The sequence below is a fragment of the Pseudomonas sp. P4_C3 genome, assembly GCF_056402075.1.
Map to the genome: position 1 here is coordinate 21,149 of NZ_JBFUIC010000022.1, position 20,996 is coordinate 42,144.

General features: G+C 59.6%; 19 protein-coding genes. 8 read left to right on the forward strand and 11 right to left on the reverse strand.

Features of this window, described 5'->3' with window-relative positions; translation table 11 throughout:
• Window positions 1–48: 48 nt before the first annotated feature.
• The gene (locus AC1DVH_RS06855; protein WP_477753149.1) at window positions 49–822 is read right to left on the reverse strand and encodes a helix-turn-helix transcriptional regulator; all 774 of its coding nucleotides are present in this window, start codon (window positions 820–822) and stop codon (window positions 49–51) included.
• Between the two features lie 110 nt (window positions 823–932).
• Between AC1DVH_RS06855 and AC1DVH_RS06860 the strand changes: the two genes are divergently transcribed.
• Together AC1DVH_RS06860 and AC1DVH_RS06865 are read left to right on the forward strand one after the other, a co-directional pair.
• Entirely contained in the window at window positions 933–2,036 is a 1,104-nt protein-coding gene (locus tag AC1DVH_RS06860) for an extracellular solute-binding protein (RefSeq protein WP_477753150.1), read from the forward strand.
• Window positions 2,037–2,219: 183 nt separating this feature from the next.
• A complete protein-coding gene (locus AC1DVH_RS06865) occupies window positions 2,220–3,350 on the forward strand; it encodes a DmpA family aminopeptidase (RefSeq protein WP_477753151.1) in 1,131 nt (376 codons plus the stop codon).
• A 229-nt stretch (window positions 3,351–3,579) separates the two neighbouring features.
• On the opposite strand, the gene AC1DVH_RS06870 is transcribed toward AC1DVH_RS06865, so the two are convergent.
• Window positions 3,580–4,302, reverse strand: a complete 723-nt coding sequence (locus AC1DVH_RS06870; RefSeq protein ID WP_477753152.1) for a GNAT family N-acetyltransferase — start codon at window positions 4,300–4,302, stop codon at window positions 3,580–3,582.
• Between the two features lie 454 nt (window positions 4,303–4,756).
• Here AC1DVH_RS06870 and AC1DVH_RS06875 point away from each other — a divergent pair, with 454 nt between their 5' ends.
• A complete protein-coding gene (locus AC1DVH_RS06875) occupies window positions 4,757–8,146 on the forward strand; it encodes an Ig-like domain-containing protein (protein WP_477753153.1) in 3,390 nt (1,129 codons plus the stop codon).
• A gap of 239 nt (window positions 8,147–8,385) precedes the next feature.
• Here the strand turns inward: AC1DVH_RS06875 and AC1DVH_RS06880 are convergent, their stop codons facing one another.
• The 3 genes from AC1DVH_RS06880 to AC1DVH_RS06890 all read right to left on the reverse strand — a co-directional run bounded on the left by AC1DVH_RS06880 (window position 8,386) and on the right by AC1DVH_RS06890 (window position 11,291).
• Entirely contained in the window at window positions 8,386–8,955 is a 570-nt protein-coding gene (locus tag AC1DVH_RS06880) for a YceI family protein (RefSeq protein ID WP_477753154.1), read from the reverse strand.
• A 136-nt stretch (window positions 8,956–9,091) separates the two neighbouring features.
• On the reverse strand, window positions 9,092–9,763 hold the full coding sequence (locus AC1DVH_RS06885) for a phosphoribosyltransferase (protein ID WP_477753155.1): 672 nt from the start codon (window positions 9,761–9,763) through the stop codon (window positions 9,092–9,094).
• Window positions 9,764–9,932: 169 nt separating this feature from the next.
• Window positions 9,933–11,291, reverse strand: a complete 1,359-nt coding sequence (locus AC1DVH_RS06890; protein ID WP_477753156.1) for an MATE family efflux transporter — start codon at window positions 11,289–11,291, stop codon at window positions 9,933–9,935.
• A gap of 440 nt (window positions 11,292–11,731) precedes the next feature.
• On the opposite strand from AC1DVH_RS06890, the gene AC1DVH_RS06895 reads away from it, so the two are divergent.
• Window positions 11,732–12,004 (forward strand): hypothetical protein, encoded by a 273-nt coding sequence (locus tag AC1DVH_RS06895; RefSeq protein WP_095946406.1) that lies wholly within the window; start codon window positions 11,732–11,734, stop codon window positions 12,002–12,004.
• 256 nt (window positions 12,005–12,260) lie between these two features.
• Here the strand turns inward: AC1DVH_RS06895 and AC1DVH_RS06900 are convergent, their stop codons facing one another.
• The 4 genes from AC1DVH_RS06900 to AC1DVH_RS06915 all read right to left on the reverse strand — a co-directional run bounded on the left by AC1DVH_RS06900 (window position 12,261) and on the right by AC1DVH_RS06915 (window position 15,000).
• Window positions 12,261–12,533: a hypothetical protein gene (locus tag AC1DVH_RS06900; RefSeq protein ID WP_056725156.1), complete on the reverse strand. Its 273-nt coding sequence runs from the start codon at window positions 12,531–12,533 to the stop codon at window positions 12,261–12,263.
• Window positions 12,530–14,305 (reverse strand): S-type pyocin domain-containing protein, encoded by a 1,776-nt coding sequence (locus AC1DVH_RS06905; RefSeq protein ID WP_477753157.1) that lies wholly within the window; start codon window positions 14,303–14,305, stop codon window positions 12,530–12,532. Before AC1DVH_RS06905 ends, AC1DVH_RS06900 begins: the two co-directional genes overlap by 4 nt.
• 259 nt (window positions 14,306–14,564) lie before the next feature.
• Window positions 14,565–14,750 (reverse strand): hypothetical protein, encoded by a 186-nt coding sequence (locus tag AC1DVH_RS06910; protein WP_477753158.1) that lies wholly within the window; start codon window positions 14,748–14,750, stop codon window positions 14,565–14,567.
• A gap of 55 nt (window positions 14,751–14,805) precedes the next feature.
• Entirely contained in the window at window positions 14,806–15,000 is a 195-nt protein-coding gene (locus AC1DVH_RS06915; RefSeq protein WP_477753159.1) for a hypothetical protein, read from the reverse strand.
• Window positions 15,001–15,294: 294 nt separating this feature from the next.
• Between AC1DVH_RS06915 and AC1DVH_RS06920 the strand changes: the two genes are divergently transcribed.
• The 4 genes from AC1DVH_RS06920 to AC1DVH_RS06935 all read left to right on the forward strand — a co-directional run bounded on the left by AC1DVH_RS06920 (window position 15,295) and on the right by AC1DVH_RS06935 (window position 18,159).
• Window positions 15,295–15,432 carry a hypothetical protein gene (locus AC1DVH_RS06920; protein ID WP_177413232.1) on the forward strand — a complete coding sequence of 46 codons (138 nt, stop codon included), beginning with the start codon at window positions 15,295–15,297 and terminating at the stop codon, window positions 15,430–15,432.
• Between the two features lie 999 nt (window positions 15,433–16,431).
• The gene (locus AC1DVH_RS06925; protein WP_477753160.1) at window positions 16,432–16,836 is read left to right on the forward strand and encodes an antitoxin Xre-like helix-turn-helix domain-containing protein; all 405 of its coding nucleotides are present in this window, start codon (window positions 16,432–16,434) and stop codon (window positions 16,834–16,836) included.
• The gene (locus AC1DVH_RS06930; RefSeq protein WP_477753161.1) at window positions 16,830–17,522 is read left to right on the forward strand and encodes an RES family NAD+ phosphorylase; all 693 of its coding nucleotides are present in this window, start codon (window positions 16,830–16,832) and stop codon (window positions 17,520–17,522) included. Before AC1DVH_RS06925 ends, AC1DVH_RS06930 begins: the two co-directional genes overlap by 7 nt.
• A gap of 235 nt (window positions 17,523–17,757) precedes the next feature.
• Entirely contained in the window at window positions 17,758–18,159 is a 402-nt protein-coding gene (locus AC1DVH_RS06935; RefSeq protein WP_477753162.1) for a hypothetical protein, read from the forward strand.
• A gap of 69 nt (window positions 18,160–18,228) precedes the next feature.
• Here AC1DVH_RS06935 and AC1DVH_RS06940 read toward each other — a convergent pair whose 3' ends face one another.
• Together AC1DVH_RS06940 and AC1DVH_RS06945 are read right to left on the reverse strand one after the other, a co-directional pair.
• Window positions 18,229–19,821 (reverse strand): DHA2 family efflux MFS transporter permease subunit, encoded by a 1,593-nt coding sequence (locus AC1DVH_RS06940; RefSeq protein ID WP_477753163.1) that lies wholly within the window; start codon window positions 19,819–19,821, stop codon window positions 18,229–18,231.
• Window positions 19,818–20,903 (reverse strand): HlyD family secretion protein, encoded by a 1,086-nt coding sequence (locus tag AC1DVH_RS06945; RefSeq protein WP_477753164.1) that lies wholly within the window; start codon window positions 20,901–20,903, stop codon window positions 19,818–19,820. The genes AC1DVH_RS06940 and AC1DVH_RS06945 overlap by 4 nt, the downstream gene beginning before the upstream one ends.
• Between the last annotated feature and the right edge of the window lie 93 nt (window positions 20,904–20,996).

Sequence of the window (20,996 nt, forward strand, 5' to 3'; positions counted from 1 at the left end):
CATACCCCTGTAGGAGCTGGCGAAGCCTGCGATCTTTAGACTTGGATCTCAACGCGGCCGCAACACCAGCGCAAACAACTCGCCATGCCCGTTCACGTTGAGCTTGTGATAGAGGTTGCGCCGGTGCACTTTCACCGTCTCCGGGGAGATGCCCATTTGCTGGGCGATGGCCTTGCTGGAAAAGCCCTGGAGAATCAGGCGTGCGGTTTCGATCTCACGCACTGTCAGGCGTGCGTCGAAGCGATCGAGCAAGGTCGCCAGATCACCGGCCGGTGGTTCGGCGACCGGCCCTTGCGGCGGCAGCAAATCCAGGTGTCGGCGCATCGCCGCCAGCACCCAGTCACGCACGCAAATCAGGCGGCCCTGCTCCTCGAGGCTGAAGCGCGTCGAACGCCCGAGGGACAAGCCGAGCACGGCGCCGTCGACGTTGACCATGAACTGCAACTCGTCCCCACCGACCACGGTGCTGAAGTAACTCAGGTAGTACTCGCTGTGCTGGAACTGGTCGGGGGCCACCGATTCGAGGCTGTGCAAGCCGTCGGCGATGCCCGCGCAGGCCGCTTGATAGAACGGATCGAGCAGGTACATGCCAGCGCAGTAGTCCGCCAGTTCTTCATGCTCGTCGGGGCTGCCCTGGGCATCGAAGTCAATCAGCAGGCGCGGCACGTGGCCCGGGCGCATCAGCGCTACCAGCGCGTTGTCCAGCGGCACCAGCAAGCGCAAGGTATCGACCAGCGCACGCCAGAAGCTGTCCCGCCCCACCGCCGTGAAAACCCGCGCCAGCCCCTGGTGCACCGGCAACTCTTTCAACAACGCGTCCACGCACTACCCCTTTCGAGTAACCCATGATGGGAATGGGTGAAGGCCACCCCGGTCGATACGCTGCAAACTCCTGATTACCACCGGCCGCAACAGGCCAGGAGTGCCGCATCATGAGTCGTCACCGCTTGTATTTCAATCTGGGGTTTGGCGCCTGCCTGACGGTGTCGCTGTCGGCCTTTGCTGTCGAAGCTCCGACCGTGCACGTGTACAACTGGTACGACTACATCGGCCCCACCACCCTACAGGACTTCAAGCGTGACACCGGGATTGCACCGGTCTACGACACCTTCGACAGTGCCGAAGTGCTCGAGGGCAAGTTGCTCACCAGCCGCAGCGGCTACGACGTGGTGGTGGCCAGCAACTTCAGTTTGCCCACGCTGATCAAGGCCGGCGCCCTCGCCCCCCTGCCCCGTGCGCAGATGCCGGACTTCAAGAACATGGACACCGATCTGCTGGCGAAACTGGCCAACAACGATCCAGGCAACCAGTACGCCGTGCCTTACCTGTGGGGCACCAACGGCATCGGCTACAACATCGACAAAGTACGCGCCGCGCTGGGCGACAAGGCGCCGGTGGATTCCTGGGACCTGGTGTTCAAGGAAGAGAACCTGGCCAAACTCGGCGAATGCGGCGTGGCCATGCTCGACTCGCCGTCGGAGATGCTGCCGGTGGCCCTGCACTACCTTGGCCTGCCGCCCAACAGCACCAACCCCGAGGACTACAAGAAGGCCGAAACGCTGCTGCTGAAATTGCGCCCGCACATCGCCTATTTCAATTCGTCGAAGTTCATCAGCGACCTGTCCAACGGCAACATCTGCGTGGCGGTCGGCTGGTCCGGTGCGATGCTCGAAGCCAAGTCCACCGCCGAGCAGGCCGGCAACGGCGTGAAGATCGCCTACAGCCTGCCCAAGGAAGGCGCGCCGGTGTGGTTCGACACGCTGGTACTGCTCAAGGACGCCCCGCACCCGGAACAAGGGATGGCCTTCATCGACTACCTGATGCGCCCTGAAGTCATCGCCCCGGTCAGCGACCACCTCAACTACCCCAACGGCAACCGTAGCGCGACCACGTTGGTGGCCGAAGCCACCCGTAGCAACCCGGCCGTCTACCCGCCAGCCGAAGCCATGGCCACCCTGTTCACCCTCCAGCCCCTGCCGCCGGCCACCGAACGAGTGCGCACGCGGATCTGGAGCAAGGTCAAAAACGGCCAGTGACGAGGACATCACAAAACCCTGTGGGAGCGAGCTTGCTCGCGATGGGGCCGCTGCATTCAATATCGATGGCGACTGATCCACCGCTATCGTCGGAACGCCGCCCGGAGCAAGCTCGCTCCCACAGGGTCCGTGGTGCCCAACAAATATTCTTTTTTCTGCCACGATTCGAAGATGAGAAAACCCATGAAACCACGTGCCCGCGACCTGAACATCCAGTTCGGCCAACTGCAATCCGGCCCGCTCAATGCCATCACCGACGTCCCCGGCGTGCGCGTCGGCCACAGCAATGTACGAGGACGCACCGCCACCGGCCGCGACATCCTCACCGGCGTCACCGTCATCGAACCGCGTGCCGGCTCCACCAGTCAGCAACCGTGCTTTGCCGGTGTGCATGTGCTCAACGGCAACGGCGATGCCACGGGGCTGGAGTGGATTCGCGAGGCCGGCTTGCTGACCAGTCCCATCGCCTTCACCAACACCCACAGCCTGGGCGTGGTGCGCGATGCGCTGATCGTGCTCGACCGCGAGCAGCAACCGGATGACGGGCGTCTCTACTGGAACATGCCGGTGGTACTGGAAACCTTCGACGGCCTGCTCAACGACATCAACGGCTTTCACGTGAAGCCGGAACACGTGGCCCAGGCCGTGCGTTCGGCGGCGGGCGGGCCGGTGACCGAAGGTAATGTCGGCGGTGGCAGCGGCATGATCTGCCACGAATTCAAGGGCGGCATCGGCACCGCGTCGCGACGCTTGAACAGCGCCCAGGGTGGCTGGACGGTCGGCGCGATTGTCCAGGCCAACCATGGCATTCGCAATGAACTGCGCGTTGATGGGTATCCGGTCGGGCGCTACATGGAACAGGTCGATTCGCCGTTCCTCAAGGCCTCGTTGCCCCACCCGGGGATGGGCTCGATCGTGGTCTGCCTGGCCACCGATGCGCCGTTGCTGCCGCACCAGTGCACCCGCCTGGCCCAGCGCGCCAGCCTCGGCCTGGCCCGCACCGGCGGCGGCAATGAAGACCACAGCGGCGACATCTTCATCGCCTTCGCCACCGGCAATGAACACGTGCCGCCGGCCGCCTATGAGAGCAAGAAAGCACCGACCACCGACAACCTGAGCATGGTCAACAACGATCACATCAGCGAGCTGTTCCTGGCGGCCACCGAAGCCGTGGAAGAAGCCATCATCAATGCCTTGCTCGCCGCCGACACCGCCGAAGGCAACGGGCATGCGGTACCGGGGCTGGATGCCGAAACGTTGCTCAAGGCGTTGCGTCGCGCCGGCTGGCCGGGGGATGCGACTAGCGGTACTTGAGTGAAACACTCGGTCTTTCTAGGATGAACTTACGCAGCCGCTTGCTTGCTCAAGCCGCTGCGTAGGTGGTGAGTGAACTGAACCACTACCAAGCTCACCGCTTGTTTTACGCGCATCTTGAGCCTCACGGCTCCACTTCCTCCCCATCAAGAGCTTTGAGGCTCTTTTTTTACCTCTGAAAACCACACATTCCTCCTGCAGGGGATTTGTGGTGTTAAACAGAATGCGGTCAGACCAGGCGCAACCGAGGGCCGGCGGCCGGTACGGCATTGTCACCCAAGCGCCCCCGCACAAATTCATTGGCCTTGCGCGTCAACTGGTCCAGATGCCGGTCGCGCTGTTTTTCCGCGTCGGTCATGGCCCGCTTGCCGTGCTTTTGCAGCAGGTAGGTATGAATCTGCCGCACTTCCAGCGAGCTGTAGATCGACGCCACATCCAGCAAGGCCATCAAGCCATCGGTGGCGTGGTCGCGGGTGTTCATCAACACCTGGGTCGCACGCACGCCCAGCACCTCAAAGCCCATCGCCTCGAAATACGGCACCTTGGCCACCGCGCAGGTCAGTTCGGCATGGGGATAGCGGCCGACCATTTCCCGCAGCATCCGCCGGGCCACGCCCTGGCGCCGATACTCGGCCTGCACCGCCATGTACGCCACGCCACACGCCTCGGGGTCGTCCTGCACCGGCAGGTACAGCACAAAGCCAATCACCTTTTGCGGGTCGTCTTCATCAGTGGCGACAATCAGCTCCACGGCAATGCCTTTTTCACCGTTCAGCGCCTCCAGATACAGGTGCACCTCATAGCCGATCGCGTATTGATAAAGGTTGTACAGCAGGTTGCTGGGCGGGATCGCGACCATGCTGATGTCGGTCAGGTTGTCGACCACCATCTGCAGGATCTGGCTATTGATGTGCTCGGGGCACGGGGTCTTGAAGTGGCTGATCAGGGGCATTGCGGTGACGGGCTCCGGGGGCAAGGGCCGCCTATCATAGCGCGCCTGACCTCGCCAGCGTTTGCGTTACTACGGGAGGCGTTGCGTTTTCGAGGCTGACAGCAGTGAGTCAGGCACACTTTGTGCTGGATGAACTGTGCTCTTCGCGAGTCGGCTCGTCCCCACAGAGGGACAGCGGTTTTGCCCACAACTGGTTTTTCTGTGGGAACGAGCCTGTTCGCGAAAGCGTCCACCATCACACCGGCCTGTGGTGTGAGTGGGGGGGAATGGGTGGGTGAGCCCCCCAACTTTGAGGATTCCCACCCACTGCGCCACTACGACCAAAGTCCAATCCATCAAGCGTTTGATATCAATCAGCTATTTGTCTCCCCCGGATCTCCCCGCGCTTGGCGCACCTCTTGCATCGAGCGTTTTGCCAACRTCAGCCACACCGGCGCGCCCCGAGGGCAACAAAATGAAAAACACGCCTAACCTCAAGTCGCTCGGCCTTTTCAGGAAACCGAGCATCGCCGCTGTGATGCTGATCAACATCAGCCTCGGCAACGCAAACGCCGTACCGCTTGACGATGTCAGCTATCCACCTCCAACGGATCCATCGGCGTATACCAACCCGCCGGCCGAYCCCAAGGCCGCGCTGGATTCGATACTGACCATGCCGCCCACCAATCAGGGCGCCATCGCCCTGCCCAATGGCATGTACGGCACCCGCACCACGCCAACGACCGACAACGTGCTGCAGCCGGCCCAGCAAACATCCTTCAAGATCCCCACCAATGGCAAGCCCAGCCCATTGTTCGGGGCCGCGCCGTACTCTCAGCAGCTGCTGCTGTTCGAAGAATTCGGCACGGAGAAACTCGACCCGACACTGCCRGCACCGCCYCTGACYTTCCCGSYTCCGACCGTCGGCCCGGCKCCCGTGCAGGACCCGAACARCATCGCCCGCAGYGGCCCTTCGGCCGCGGCGCTGGAAGCCTTCATGCGCCAGCCGGGGCTGTACCCGTWTCCGTCGCAGTATTCCAACKYGCTGGACCGCAACCCGTGGAAAGCGCAGATCGAAGCCTTCCTCAACCGCCATCCGGTCGGCTCGCCGGCCGAAGGTCGTCCGCCTGGAAAAGGCTGGTCGCACCAGCGCTGGAACGAGTTCTACCCACAGGTCGCCTTCAAGACCGCTCAAGCAGGCGCCAAGCTCAACGGCGGCATGCGCGACCGCCGACAGTTGCACAACTACGCCGTCGGTGAGTTCGGGCCTGGCGGACTCTACAACCAGACCTCGGACACCCCGGTCATTGCGGGCACCACCAAAGGCATCGACACCCGCTTTCACCCCAACATGCCGATTCAGAACCACAAGGCGCTCTGGACCTTTGACGGCACCTTTCCGCCAAAACTGTTGATGGTACGTTACGGCCAACCGGTGCTGATGCGTCACTACAACGCCCTGCCGATCGATCCGTCGGCCAACATGGGTTTTGGCCTGCACACCCTCAGCACCCACGAACACAACGGCCACTCCCCGGCTGAAAGCGACGGCTATGCCAATGCGTTTTTCTTTCCGGGGCAGTACTACGACTATCGCTGGCCRGTCCAGCTGGCCGGTTACGACACCATCAACACCAGCGCTCAGGATCCGCGCGCGGCGTTCCCCTGCGCCCCGGGCGAAACCCTRTATGTCAACGATGCCACGCCGGGCCTCAAGACCTGCAACAACGGCAGCATCAAGATCCGTGGCGACTGGCGCGAAACCATGAGCACCCACTGGTTCCACGACCACATGCTCGATTTCACTGCGCAGAACGTCTACAAGGGCAACGCGRYGATGATGAAYTACTACAGCGCCMTGGATCGCGGTAACGAAGCSYTCGAAGACGGCGTCAACCTGCGCCTGCCCAGYGGTTCGGCGTTGCCYTGGGGCAACCGCGACTAYGAYGTSAACCTGMTGRTKGCCGACAAGGCCTGGGACGCCAATGGCCARCTGTGGTTCAACCCGTTCAACACCGATGGCTTTCTCGGCGATCAGATCCTGGTCAACTGGCAGTACCAGCCGCGCCTGAAYGTGCGGGCGCGCAGCTATCGYTTCCGCATTCTCAATGGCTCGGTGTCGCGCTTCTTCAGGATCGCGCTGGTGCGTGAAGTYGTTGGCACCGGCGGCGAATTCCCCGGMCCKGCAGGTTCCGGYYTGTCSTATACCCGCGTGCCGTTCCACATGATTGCCAACGACGGCAACCTCATGGAACACGCCGTGCCGTTCGACGGCAGCATGGACCTGGACGGTGACGGCGACCTGCAGRACCACAACGCCATCCTGCCCACCATAGGCATCGCCGAACGTTACGACATCATCGTCAACTTTGCGAAAAACGGGATCAACACCGGTGACAAGCTGTACTTCGTCAACCTGATGGAGCACCAGACCGGCAAGGGTCCGGAGATTACACCGCTGAGCCTGGCCGATGTGCTGTCCGGGAAGTACAAAGCGGTGCTCAAGTCGGGCAGCAAAGGACTGGAATGGGACAATGGCGACCCGGTGGTGGGCAAGTTCCTGCAGCTGGTGGTCAAGCCTTATGCCGGCCAGGACGTGAGCATGAACCCCGCCGACTACGAACCCGCCAAACCGGGTAAAGCGGCCGGCAAGGTCATGATCCCGCTGACCCTCAACCGCGACGATCCAGTGGTGCAGGCCACGCTCAAGGCAGCGCGGCATCGTGAGTTCATCTTCGGTCGCTCCGACGGCACCGACGCAGCCCCCTGGACCATCAAGACCGACGGCGGTTTCGGCTACACAATGGACCCACGCCGGATCAGCGCCGCTCCGCAACTGGCCAACGGCCCGACCGATGCCGGGTTCTCCGGCGACGGCACCCTCGAAGTGTGGAAAATCAAGAACGGCGGCAACGGCTGGAGCCACCCGGTGCACGTGCACTTCGAAGAGGGGATCGTCCTCTACCGCGATGGCAAGGCGCCACCAGAATGGGAAAAATGGGCCCGCAAGGACGTCTATCGTATCGGCGAGGGCATCGACAGCTCGCAGGACGTGGAAATGGCGATCCACTTCCGTGAATTCGCCGGGACCTACATGGAGCACTGCCACAACACCCAGCACGAGGACAACGCCATGCTGCTGCGCTGGGATATCGAGCACCCCGGCCAGTTCCAGTTGATGCCAACGCCCCTGCCCGGCTGGGACGGTGTCAACTACGTCAACTCCGCCGCGCTGCCAACCTTCCGCACTGGCGATACCCGTGTCAACGATGGCGATAACAAAAACCCGATCGCCAACCCCGACAGCGCCGTCAGCGACAACGGCCAACCACTGACCATCAACGTCCTGGCCAACGACAGCGACCCTGACGGTAACGTGCCACTTAAAGTGGTGGGCCYGGCACAACCGGATTCCGGCAAGGGCACGGTCACCACCGATGGTGCGCGCGTGATCTACACACCACCGGCCACGGTCCCCGCGCCGTTCACCGCGACCTTTACCTATAAGGCCGCCGATACGAAGGGCGCGGAGTCGGCATCGGCAACGGTGTCCGTGGCGGTCTCGGCAGCGGTCAACGAGAGCCTGATCGTCACCAGCGCTACCGTCACCGCCCGCAGTAACAGCCGCTACTACTGGGTCCTGTCCGGCACCACCTCGCGTGGCACGGGCAATACCATCACGGCGACTGCCACGGTCGCAACCGGTACGGCGAACCTTGGCACCGCCACCCTGACGCCTACGGCGACAGGCGCGCGCTGGAATATAGCGGTGACGACCGTCGGCAGTGGCCCGTCGGCTAGCCCGACGGCGACCATCAAATCAGCCTTCGGCAAAACCGTGACGGTGCCAATAGTGGCGAACTAGAGCGGATTGATCGGCGCCCGGTCCATGCAATGTGGATCGGGCGCTTTTTTTTGTGCAGCTCCCACCTTTGAATCAGCGTCGTACACAGATTTTGCATTCACCAAGGATCAAATGTGGGAGCGAGCCTGCTCGCGATGGCGGAGTGTCGGGCGACATCTCTTCGACAGTTCTGCCGTCTTCGCGAGCAGGCTCGCCCACAGGAGGAATGTCGTCGACCGGAAGTTAACGTTCAGCCCGAGTCACCGCTGCGGCGCCACCATCCGAAAGCGGATATTGATCTCGTTGGACACCACACTGTCCGCCCACTCGCCATCGCCGATCTTGAAGTCGTCACGCTTGAGCACCAGTTGGCCCTCGAAGATGCCGATGGCGCTCTCCGATTTCAGCAGCACCGGTACACTCACTTCCCGAGTGAGCCCCCGCAGGGACAGTTTGCCGGTGATGGTGTAGCGGTTATTGCCCAGGGCCTTGATGGATGTCGACTCGAACGTCGCCACCGGATAAGTCGCGGTGTCAAACCACGCCGTTTTTTGCAGCTCGGTGTTGGCGTCGCTGCTGCCGGCGTCGATGCTCTTCAGGTAGATGGTCAGCGCGGCATGGGCGGCGCCAGGGTTATCGGTGTCGAAGTCGAGATTGGCCTCGAACTTGCCGAAAGTGCCGTAGCTTCGCGAACCCATCTGCTGATAGGTGAAACTCAAGGTGCTGGCCCTGGCGTTCACTTTCTTGTATTCCACGGCTTCAGCGAACGGCACCAGGCCGAACACCAACGTGCCGGCCAGAGCGACACAACGCGCGGATCGAAGGTTCATGACACTCTCCGGGAGGGCTCCCGTGTTGAGTTGGCGTGCCGCACACGAGGGGTGGCATCAGTTGACTAAAGCAAACAACCGGCCTTTATTCCACCTCACGCGGCGATTTGCGACCACCTGCAGATGGCCGCCAGCGCTATCCGCACTCCCCGCGTTGCCACGCCCGCTGCAACAGCTCGATCACCTCGGCATCCGAGGTCTGGGTAAAATCCATGTACCAATGCCCAATCGACGTGAACCACTCGGGCAGCAGCGGGCAGACCAGTTCATCCACCTCGCTGCGCAGCGCCTGCACCGTCTCGATCGGCGCCACCGGCACCGCCACCACGATGCGCGAAGGCGCCTGCACCCGCAGCGCCTGGATCGCCGCCCTCATTGAGGCACCGGTGGCCAGGCCGTCGTCGATCAGGATCACCACCTGATCCTTGAGCTGCACCGGCGGCCGCGTGCCGCGGTAGACCTTCTCGCGGCGCAGCAGCTCGCGGGTTTCACGTTCGACCACGGCGTCGAACGCAGCGCGATCAATCGGGTGCACGCGCAGTGCCTCTTCATTACGAATCTGGATACCGCCGCTGGCAATCGCACCCATGGCGTACTCCGGGTGGGACGGCACGCCGAGCTTGCGCACCAGCATCAGGTCAAGGCGAACCTTCAGCGCCGTGGCCACTTCATAAGCCACCGGCACACCGCCACGGGGCAAGGCCAGAACGATGACATCGGGGCGGTTAGCGTAAGGCAGCAGCGGCTCTACCAAACGCCGCCCGGCCGCTGGCCGGTCTTGCAGGATGGAATGGGACAAGGGGTTCATATGAAAACCTCCCCAGGCAGGCATGCCTGTCGTGCACAAGTACTACGAACACCGCTACCCCTGTGGGAGCGGCGATGCGGCGATCCGACTTGCCCGCGAAGACGTCAGTACAGTCAACCTCTACATCAACTGAACCACCACAATCGCGAACAGGCAATCAAAAAAACCACTAAACCAACCGCTCAATCTTCTGATGCTGCCACACCAGTTTGTAATACAGCGTCTGCAACACCAGCATCCCCAGATACGCCACCGGAAACGCCATCCACACCCCCTGCAACCCGAACTTCGCATCCAGCAGATACGCCGCCGGCAACTGAATCCCCACCACGCAGACAATGGAAATCGCCACCGGCACCATCACCGTGCCACTGGCGCGCATGATGCCGCCGATGATCGCCTGGAAACCAAACACCAACAGGCTCCAGAGCATGATGTGCAACAGGTGCTGGGCCATGGTTCGCGTCGCCTCTTCGGTGAGGAACGACGCCAGCAACCAGTGCGACAGCAAATACCCGAGCACCACCAGACCACCGGTCAGGCACACATTGATCATCAGCCCGGTCTTCAAAATCGGCCCCATGCGCTCGATGCGCCCGGCCCCGATCGCCTGCGCCCCGAGGATCGACGCGGTAATCGCAATGGACAGCGCCGGGAACTGCACATAATTGACGATCTGCGTCACCGCACCATACRCCGCCGTCGCCTGGGAACCGTGCTGGTTCACCAGCGCCAGAATCACCAGCTCCGACAGCGACAACACCACCATCTGCAAGCCGGTGGGCAAACCGATGCGCAGCACCTTGCCGAGAATCGCCATGTCCAGCTTCATCGCGGCAAAGAACTCCCGGTCCGGCGCCAGTGGATGGCCCTTGCCAATCAAGCGCCACGCCAGCAACCCCATCGCCACCAGGTTACCCACCAACCCGGCAAACGCCGCACTCTGAATCCCCATCGGCGCAAAACCCAACCACCCGCGAATCAACGCCGGCGTCAGCGCCAACCCCACAATGGTCGACACCACCAGCGCCAACAATGGCGACAACGTATCACTCACCCCACGCAGCAACTGCGTGAACAACACAAACACCAACAGCGACGGCATGATCCACAACATCACATGGGCATACGCCACCGCATCGTCCAGCACATCCGCCGGCGTCCCCAACCCCACCAACGCCGACCGCGCAAACACACTCCCCACCACCGCCGCCACCAACCCGATCAACACCCCCAACAACACCGTCGCCCCGGCGATGGCCTTCACCAGATGCATCTCCCGCGCGCCCCACGCCTGCCCGATCAACACCCCCGCGCCGGCGCCAAGGCCGATGACCAGGGCGATGAAGAAAAACACGATGGGGAACATCCCCGACACCGCCGCCAGCGCCTGGGTGCCGAGCATCTGGCCGATGTAGATGCTGTTGACCGTGCCGGACATGGATTGCAGGAAGTTCGACAGGACCATGGGGGCGAGGAACAGCAGGTAGGTTTTCCAGAGGGGGCGTTGGGGGGTTGGGGTTTGCATTCGGGAAGATCCATCTCGACGGCGGGAGCGATGATTAAGGATAGCGTTGGTGGCTGAATCCAAGGGGCTGTGAACATCCCAGGTCGGTGTTTATATTTCCAGTGACGTTATGTGAAAGGTCTGAAGTTTCATCATCAAAGGTCCTACACAAAGCTCGGAATGCCTCACCTTCCCGCGCTGATCTCATGGGGCTTATAGTCGGCGCCGTCGCCCTAAATGGCGATTCGGGTTTGGCGACCTGATCATAGAGAATGCGAAGGCTATCCGCTTTATTGCAGGTATCATCGCACCCGCAAAGCCGCTGTCATGGCGGCTGTGCGCGGGAGACCTCCGGGTCTGCCGGTTTTCTCTATGCCGGTTCGCCAACCTGCGCACAGCTGCCACCCTCGTTTGGCGACGACTGAGTGACGGCTTAAGCCAATCAAATAGAGATCTTCAAAATGAATCGATACATGCCTCTCACCGGAATCGACCTGGTTCCGGCCTCCCTGCTCATCGACACCCAAGCCCCACTCGACGTCCTGCAAGCCATGGCGGATTACCGCATTCGCACAGTCACGCAGGTACTGGAAAACATCGCCTACCGATCCGAACTCGGTTGCGACACCGTGGTGCTGGAGGACTTCTCCAAGTTGCTGGTCATTCCTTTGCGCGATGGTTGTGATTTGATGGATGTGATTGGGCGGCGGTTGCGGGCGCAGGCTGCGGAGTAAATGAAAATGGGTGCTCTTGCGCCCATTTTATTGCTACTCCAGAAAGGGGTTGCCCCTCAGCTTGATTCGAGGCTGCGAAAAACCGATCAGGCGAAGATACTCAATATGCCCGTAACAAAGAGAAGAGCCGCTGCGGCAGCGGCTCAACCTGGGAAACCTTCGATGATTTAAACGACTGGACAAGGGAACTGGACGGCCACGAAATGATGGCTACGGTCACCGCTCTCTGGCACCTGCGCTCAGGTACTTGGTGCTGTCAGTCAAAGGTATATTTGCCTTCGAGCATGAATGCCGGCTCTCTCCAGTTGGGTCCTCTCACTACTATGCACCCATTATTTTTTATAAAACCGGCATCACACATTTTCTTGACAAGGTTCAATAGCCCTATGTTGTTCTCCACATGCGCCCAGTTAGCCCGATTATAAAGGCCATCAAGCCGAGGAAAGGAGATGCCCAATTCATTTTTGGTAAGAAATAGAATTACCTCTTCAGGCTTCTCGTTTAGTACGATGTTTTTTATGACGTTCATCGTTTTATTCCTCCAATTTGCTTGGACTCTCTGTCCGTTTGTTTGTTGTCTGCCTCTATAGCCTCGGGCGTGTAGAGTAATTCAAAATCATCTTTTAGCTTGTAGTCTTCCAGCGTCGCGGCGTGAGTATTGTTCCAAATAACACCGTCGTCATTCGGGTTTACACCGTCAACCACACCTAATGCTCTGAAACGTTCCAGCTCTCTGAGTTCATGAGTATAGAAGCGTTTGTCAGCATCTGTGATTACCAATTCACCCAGCAGAATTTTTTTCAAGCGAAAAATCATAATGGCATTGGCGTCCGAAGGACCAAAGCGTCCAGTATGTAATTTTACCAGGTCAATACCCGCCTGGGTCACGGTAGCACTTGTCCAATCGAGATCGAGTATTGGGCCTCCGGCTTTGGCGGGATTGAAAAATCGACCGCTGTATTTTCCCCTTGTGGTTGCTCCCTCATAAGGACTATTAAAAACAACGTAGATTGGCGGCAGACCGCTTTCAATCGGAAAGCAGTAAATGCAATCCCTGAAATCAGGCAATTCGACCGCGGGCAAGGTTTCAGGCTGCACAAGCAATGGCGACAACGTAACTCCAGTGTAAGTCGGTACTTGCGCAGGGCGGGCAGGCGAAGTTGTCGATCCGTTTCCCAAGTGAATAATGGGAAAACTGAGGATAATGGGCGGTGTATCGTTTGACGTGAAACTGTAGCTGCTGGCCGTTGGATCGAATGCCAATGCTCGCACTGGCACTTTTGCCGAGACACTCCCTCCAGCCGGGGTTGCAACGAGAGTGTATTGGTTAAGGTCGCCAAAAATCCGATAAGGAAGGTCAATGGTTCCTTCGGTAGCGGCGATTTCATTCAGGTTTGACGGCGGCTTTGGCAAAAAATTGCTACCGGGAAGTGTGAGAACGGTTTGAGGAAAGCGTTCGCCGTTAGCAAGAGCAGGTGAATAGAACAAGGCCCCGATCCCAACAGCAGCGGCCCGACTGATAAGTACCTCCCCCAACCCTGCCAACAACTTAATGCCTTCATGGATCACTGCCCCGAAGGTCCAACCTTCGGCGACATGGATGGCAATGGCACCCGCCACAGTGCCCGCCTCTATGCCATTACCAATGTGTAACCTGTAGGTGTAAGCGACTTCGCCCCTTGCCAAGGCGCTATGGATTGCCGCGTCTGCAGTTGTGGAAGCGTCCTCCAGAATGGAGATGGCTTCGACAAGGATTCGTTTAACGTAGGCGGCAGTTAGCGATAATAGATATTCTTCATAAAAGCTTTGTCGCACTGCCATATCGTCTTCTGCATCCGCATTCGATGCAAATACCGCGGCACTCATTTTTCTGTCTAGCGACAATGCGTCTAAACCATTATACAGTAGTGCATCGAGCCAACATCTATGGATTCTGGCTCTTTGCAGAAGTTCTACAATGATCGCTTTCTTTTTTAAGGCAGCTTCCAACGCATTGAACCCCTGCCCGTCAATGGCTGCGACTATGCGTCTTTCTAGATAATCTCGAACATTCGGTGTAGCACCAGAAAAAACACTCGTTATCTGATCGCGCACCGAAAGTCCTATCGCCTCCAACTTTTGGTATGCGTTACTGGGGTTTTTGGTACTCTCAATACTATGGGGCGTAGTAACTGCCGGGACAGTCCCATCCCAAAACAAAACACTATMGAAGCTTGAAGGAAAAACTTGGGCTTCTGTAGCTTGAACCTGTCGAGACTCAGGCGTTATTAAAGGTGAATAATGTGTAATTGGTTCTTGCATATAGCGCTCCATGCACAATATCAATTCCATAAAATAGACAGAGCAAAAGTTATGCCGCAACAACGTAGCATTTTCAATACTTCAATATTTACTGTATACGTCGCGCACGAAAGATGATGGGCGGCAGTTGCGGGCGCAGGTGGGAGAGTGACTACATTTGGGCGCCGAGGGCGCCTGTATTCTTCTTTTGGTCTAGTCCTGAAACAGATTTACACCTGTTTCACCCAAACGCCCCAACCATCGGCGCAAGGGTAAAAGACTAGACCAGTCGGACTACCAGGGCGGCGACAACAAAGATTGCCAGTGCCAGCGCGGCACCGATGCTGAACGGCACCACAGTAGAGCGGATCGCGTTCGGGGCGGGACTACGCATCTCCTCGACAAAAGCTGCAACGTCGCGGTGCAGTTGTTCAATGCTGGCTTGATTCGTAGGTTGTGTGGACATGCTGCTACTTCCTGTGTGGGTCACGAGTCGTATCTGTTGTGGCGGGTACGAATGCTCAAAACTTCGCCCATAGGCTGACAGCAGCGACGATAGCGGTCACCATACCAGCCCCTACCGCGATCGGGTACCAGAAGGTCTCTTGCCTGAGCTTGCGTTCTTCTGCCGTGAGTTTTCGGGTTTCGGCCATGGACCTTCGGATTTCGAGTTGCAGCTTATCGAGTTCCAGATTGTCGCGGTCGTTTTGTAGCATGGCTCATCCCTTCGCGCTTTGCTGTTCAAAAGGTTCTCCCCGAACAGCCGGTGATCCCCCCTTTCTACGCCGTCAATATTTCCCGTTTTTCATCTTTGGAATAGCGGGATACTCCTGCCGAAGTTGTAGGCAAAATCCGAGGATTGCGTAAGGGGGTCTATCAATGGGGCTGAAAACAAAAGCCGATCGCTCACAACACACGCCCCAAGAGCCAATCGACCCAACCCACAGTCAATTAGCTAAACTTCATCAGTAAACCACTTCGCGAATCCCTGAAAATTCAGGAGGCGAACCATGAGCAAACAACCTCAACCCCAAAGCCGCTCCAACCCCCAACCCAGATCCCGTCCGCTGGTGCCGAACCTGCCGAGCAAAACCACCGGCAAAAAGTCCGGTCGCTTGCGCAGCAACTATCCGCCGAAGAAATCGTAATTGCCTCGGATGTACGGCAGGCTTTGCACTGGAGTCTGTCGTACTCCCCCCGTCAATTCGGCATTACTGCCTCTATATCGGACATTGTTTTTCCACAAGCGGCGTCGTACCCGCCTGGAATGACGGCCAAGGGCTACGCCCTCCACTGTTTCTCAAATACACCTCGACCACGCCGGAAATCGATTTGCTTAAATAGCTCAGCGTTAAAAGACCTGTGGCGAGGGAGCTTGTCGGGCGCTTGCAGTCGGTGCAGAGCATTGCGCAGAACACGGCGGATGATGTGCAGACGCTGGCGTTGAGCAGTCGGCGTTTGCCGCCTATTGCGACTCGGCTGAATGCACTGGGGCGGACGTTTCACCAGTGATGCAGTCGTGGGCGCGGCGTTTATTCCCAATGGAAAAACGGCGGGCAACCCGCAGGCCAGGCAAGTGCAGGCGCTACTTGAGGGCGTCGCAGCGAAGTAATTGAATACGAGCGCCTGATTTGTATTTGCTGGCGATTGGCATTCCAGAATCCTGGAGTTTTCAAATAAAATTGTGAAATAAAACGTGAAGGCAGCTCAGTTAAAAAGCTCCACAAAGCCATATAAAAACCAACAAAATAAGGCTTTTTAAACGATTATCTATATGAAATAAAATGTGAAGACAATTCTGGCGATACAAACTGCCATGTCCTTATTCACCTCGAAATCCTGGCTGGACCCGGTTCCCCCCGGAGTCATTGCCTCCATCGATCATTGATAACGAGTTATCCAGGCTTATAAAAGTCGGCCTGGTAGAAAGCCGGACGCCAAAATCCAGAGTCGTGCCCCCGGCCTGCCCGCCTGGTTTGCCCAGGATGTCTTTCCAGACCTGCATCGTCGGTTTCAGTAACACATAGCTTCAGCAAGATCGCGGCCCTATTGCATTGGCATGTTAGGCCCATCCGTCGCACCAATATTGCTCTACAGACTCAATAAATCTACATTTGAATCTATAGATGCAACCCAAGGACACAAACATGGCCGTCCCCCTGCAACCCCAATCCTTCAGCAAAAACCAATGTGTCACCGGCCTGCGCGCCGCCGTGAGCATTCTGGAAAAGTGGCACGCCACCAGCGACCAGGCCTGCCGCATCTTGCGCATTTCCCGCAGCACCTACACCCGCGCCCGGCAGCGGGACCCGGAATGGGCGGTGGCGCTGGATGCGGACCAGATGCAGCGCATCAGTTTTGTGCTGAACATTCACGCGACGTTGCGGCTGGTGTTCGACAACCCGGACAACGTGTATGGCTTTGCCTCCATGGCCAATGACAACGAGTTTTTCAACGGGCGTTCGCCGCTGGAGATCATGGCGCAGGGCGACATGATTTCGCTGTATGAAACCTTCCGCCGCATCGACATGCTGCGGGGTGCGTTATGGTGATGGCGAGTGAACTGGCGGTGTTTGCTGGTCAGTCGTTGCAGGCTTATCGCCTGGTCAATTCGAAGTTTCCGCCCATTGCGTTGTTTGATGACGTGGCGGACGCGGATGAGTTTGAGCTGTTGTTCGAGATTCAGGCGCTGACCAATCCGCGGTTGAAGAATGAAGTGGGTCAGCTGGAGTTGATTGCGCGCAGCGAGATTCCGTTCGGGATCGCGGGTTGCTCCTACGCGATTGCGCCCTTTACCCACGTCAACCCGGCGGGTTCGCGTTTCAGCAATGGTCGTTTTGGCGTGTTGTACCTGGCGGATTCGATGGACGCGGCGCTGGCCGAGGTGCGGCATCACCAGGCTCTGTATTGGTCGAAGGTGCCGAGCCTGAACTATGAGCGGTTTGTGTTTCGTGGGTTGGTCTGTGCATTTGACGATGGGGGGATGAAGGATGCCACCGCCCTGCTGCTGAGCGATCCTGTGTATGCGCCGGACGACTACAGCCATTCCCGTGTTCTGGGGCGGGCGGTGCGGGACGCCGGTTGTCCGGGTTTGCGTTATCACTCGGTGCGGATGCCGGGCAGTTATTGTTGGGCGTTGATGACGCCAAGGCCTGTTTCGTCGATTGTGCAGACGGCTCATTACGAGATGGTCTGGAATGGACAGATCACGAGTGTGAGTCAGATCAGTGAGGCTTGACCCCGTTGTCAGGTGCATGAAAACCTGTGGGAGCGAGCTTGCTCGCGATTGCTGTGTGTCAGTCGACACAAATGTTGAATGTGAAACTGCCATCGCGAGCAAGCTCGCTCCCACAGGGGGGTTCGATCCATTGACTGCGTCGATAGTCACCATTGATTCAATGAAGTTCTCTTAAAAAATCCCCGGCGTAACATCAGCTCCATACCAACCCATAAGCACCCCGGAGCACACCATCATGAAACGCCAGACCCTCCTCAGCATCGCTTTCTCGGTTTTCGCAGTTAACGCTTTTGCCGCCACCTCCGCTCAACCTGTGGTCGCTGAAGGCGGCTCGGATCGTCTGATTGAAAGCCGTGTGGCTGAGGGTGGTTCCGATCGTCTGATCGAGAATCGTGTGGCTGAAGGTGGCTCGGATCGCCTGCTGGAAAAACGTGTTGCCGAAGGCGGTTCCGACAAACTGCTGGAAAACCGCGTCGCCGAAGGCGGTTCGGATCGCCTGCTGGAAAAACGTGTTGCCGAAGGCGGTTCCGACAAGCTCCTGCAAAACCGCGTCGCCGAAGGCGGTTCCGACAAACTGCTGGAAAACCGCGTCGCCGAAGGCGGTTCGGATCGTCTGATCGAAAGCCGCGCTGTCTGAATGCAGTGCTTTACCGCAGGACTCAACGAAAAGCCCGGCCTCACCCGCCGGGCTTTTTCGTGCGGGTCATCAATTCGTCGGTTGTCCGTGCGCTTTCGCGTATCGCGAGAGACCGATCTTGATGGCGACCAGAATGGGCGCGGCAAAGACGAACAGCAGGGCCACGGCGAAGAACGCCGTATCGAAGGCAATCACCGTGGCCTGACCYGACACCGCCTTGCCCAGCAGGCTGGTGGCTGCCCGGCCAGCGGCCACCTGATCCATACCCTTCCCTACCAGCATCGCGGTTGTGGTTGTCAGCCGTTCGATGACCGCGCCCCCCCCTGGGGTGACGTTGGCGCCGAGGACCACGCCATTGCTGACAACCTGATGGTCGATCAAGGTCTGAAGCCCGGCGACGCCCATTAAGCCCCCCAACTGGCGCCCGGTATTGAACAGGCCGATGCCGTTGGCCAGGTTGCGGCTATTGAGGTGGGTGAAGGCGATCAGGGTGATCGACAGAAACAGCAAGCCAAGGCCCAGGCCGCGCAACAGGATGGCCGCCATCATGTCGTCGCTGCCGCTTTCGTTGGTGGAGCCGGAGAGCATCCACATCGCCGCCATGATCAGCAGGATGCCAAAGGGCACGGTCGCCACCGGTGGTACGCGGCGGACCTTGATCAACCAGGCAGCGATGAGCAGCGAGCCGACAAAAAAAACGCCACTGGGCAACAGGAGCAGGCCGGCATCGGTCGGTGTGAATGCGAGTACCGACAGGGCGAACGCCGGGATCAGGTAGGCGCTGCCGAACAGCGCGGCTCCGGCGACGAAACTGACGATAAAGGCAAAGGTGAAATCGCTAGTTTTGAACAGGCTGAAGTCGAGCAGCCCCTGGCCGTTGGCCAAGACCTGTTGGCCGAGAAAGGCCAGCAGCGCGGCGCCGCCGATCACCGTCAGTATCAGGATGCGCGGCTCCTCGAACCAGTCCCAGCGGCTGCCCTGGCTGAGCACGTAAGTGAAGCAGAACAGCACAGCACCGATCAGTGCACAGCCGAGCCAGTCAAACGAACGTTGCCGGACCCTGGCGGGCACGGGGTGGTCAGCGATGAGCAAGAGCCCCGTCGCCGCCAGGGCCAGCGGCACCACGCTGAAGAAAATCCAGGTCCAGGACTGGCTGTCGATCAACCACCCTTGCAGGGCTGGCGCGAGGGTCGCCGACGCGACCACGGCCGCCATGGCGAACAGGGCTTGCAGGACCGGCTGAAGGGCACGCGGATAGCCGCGAAAAATCAGCGCCTGGCCCGCCACCAACAAAGTACCGCCAGCGAAGCCTTGCAGGATGCGCAGTGCGATCAGCAGCTCCAGCCAGGCGGTAATGGCAGCCACGCAGCACGCCAGGCCCATGACCAGGGTGGCGCCGATGATCACGTTGCGCGCAGAAAACCGCTGCATCAGCCAAGGGGCAAGCATGAACCCGATCAGCTTGAACGCGATGTAGCCGACATCCAGCCAGGCGAACTCATCAGGCGTGGCATAGGTGTCGCCGATGATGTCGCTGCGGCCGAGGGCCAGCACGGTGCTGGCGATCGCTTCCGTCAACGTCGCCAGCACGATGCCCACCATGAGCAGGACGCCGTTCGTCGTTCTGGCGCTGCTCGGCGTGGCACAGGCAACGCTGCTCATGAACCTGCCCCTTGCGCAACCTCTACCCGCGCGGACAGGCCCGGTACGATGCGCCCCGGCAGCGGATTGTGGGCCAGGCGGATCTTCACCGGCACGCGCTGCACGACACGCACAAAGTTCCCGGTGGCGTTGTCGGGCGGCAGCAGGCTGAACGCCGAGCCACTGCCCGGTGCAAAGCTGTCGACCACGCCATCGAGTGCCGCATCGGGGTAGCCATCGACCGTGACGCGCACGGGCTGACCGGGGCGGATATGTTCGAGCTGGGTTTCCTTGAAGTTCGCCACGATCCACACATCGTTGACCGGCACGATATCGAGCAGGGAGCCGCCCGGCGTTACGAAGCGGCCGAGGCGAACCTGACGGTTACCGACCACGCCATCCACCGGTGCGTGCACCACGGTGTGATCGAGATCGATCCGGGCGAGATCCCGCGCGGCCTGTGCCTGGGTCACTGCGGCCACGGCAGCCTCGCGCTCGGCCACAAACACCGCGATGCGTTGCTGTTGTGCCTCGACCGTGGCCGAAGCGGCCGACACCGAGGCCACGGCTCTGGATTGCGCCGTKCCGGTTTCATCGACCAGGGCCTGGCTGACCGCGTTGCTGACGATCAGTTTGCGGCTGCGGTCGTGGGTCTTGGCCGCCAGGCTCATGTCGGCGGTGGCCGAGCGCCTTTGCGCTTCGGCCTGCCTGATCAGCGCATGCTGAAGCTGGATCTGCGCGTCGACATGGGTCAGGCGCGCCTGGGCGGCGCTGACATTGGCCTCGGCTTGCGCAAGTCTGGCGCGATAGTCGCGGTCATCGATACGAAACAGCACATCACCGGCGTGCACGGCCTGGTTGTCCTCGACCTCGACCGCTGTGACATAGCCGGCGACCTTGGCGGCGAGCGAGGTGACATCCCCGCGGACATAGGCGTTGTCGGTCGAGGTCACAGCACTTGAAAACGCCAGCGCCCCCCAGGCTGCCAAGACCACCAGGGCACCGACGCACAGCATCAGGCCGATGGTTTTGTACAGGTTTCGTCGTGCCACGACGCTTGGGGGACTGGCTGCAATGGCGGCCTTGTCCAGGAGCGAGTTCATTTTTTCATTTCCTGTTCAGTGCCAAGAACTGACGCAGCCACTGGGCGGCAGGGTCTGCCGCCCGGCTGTCGAGCCTTCATGAGCGGGTTGACC

Coding starts and splice junctions, on each gene's coding strand:
- AC1DVH_RS06930 (WP_477753161.1), top strand. CDS start 16,830: ATGGTGATGGCGAGTGAACTGGCGGTGTTTGCTGGTCAGTCGTTGCAG.
- AC1DVH_RS06865 (WP_477753151.1), top strand. CDS start 2,220: ATGAAACCACGTGCCCGCGACCTGAACATCCAGTTCGGCCAACTGCAA.
- AC1DVH_RS06880 (WP_477753154.1), bottom strand. CDS start 8,955: ATGAACCTTCGATCCGCGCGTTGTGTCGCTCTGGCCGGCACGTTGGTG.
- AC1DVH_RS06860 (WP_477753150.1), top strand. CDS start 933: ATGAGTCGTCACCGCTTGTATTTCAATCTGGGGTTTGGCGCCTGCCTG.
- AC1DVH_RS06895 (WP_095946406.1), top strand. CDS start 11,732: ATGAATCGATACATGCCTCTCACCGGAATCGACCTGGTTCCGGCCTCC.
- AC1DVH_RS06925 (WP_477753160.1), top strand. CDS start 16,432: ATGGCCGTCCCCCTGCAACCCCAATCCTTCAGCAAAAACCAATGTGTC.
- AC1DVH_RS06920 (WP_177413232.1), top strand. CDS start 15,295: ATGAGCAAACAACCTCAACCCCAAAGCCGCTCCAACCCCCAACCCAGA.
- AC1DVH_RS06870 (WP_477753152.1), bottom strand. CDS start 4,302: ATGCCCCTGATCAGCCACTTCAAGACCCCGTGCCCCGAGCACATCAAT.
- AC1DVH_RS06910 (WP_477753158.1), bottom strand. CDS start 14,750: ATGTCCACACAACCTACGAATCAAGCCAGCATTGAACAACTGCACCGC.
- AC1DVH_RS06885 (WP_477753155.1), bottom strand. CDS start 9,763: ATGAACCCCTTGTCCCATTCCATCCTGCAAGACCGGCCAGCGGCCGGG.
- AC1DVH_RS06935 (WP_477753162.1), top strand. CDS start 17,758: ATGAAACGCCAGACCCTCCTCAGCATCGCTTTCTCGGTTTTCGCAGTT.
- AC1DVH_RS06900 (WP_056725156.1), bottom strand. CDS start 12,533: ATGAACGTCATAAAAAACATCGTACTAAACGAGAAGCCTGAAGAGGTA.
- AC1DVH_RS06915 (WP_477753159.1), bottom strand. CDS start 15,000: ATGCTACAAAACGACCGCGACAATCTGGAACTCGATAAGCTGCAACTC.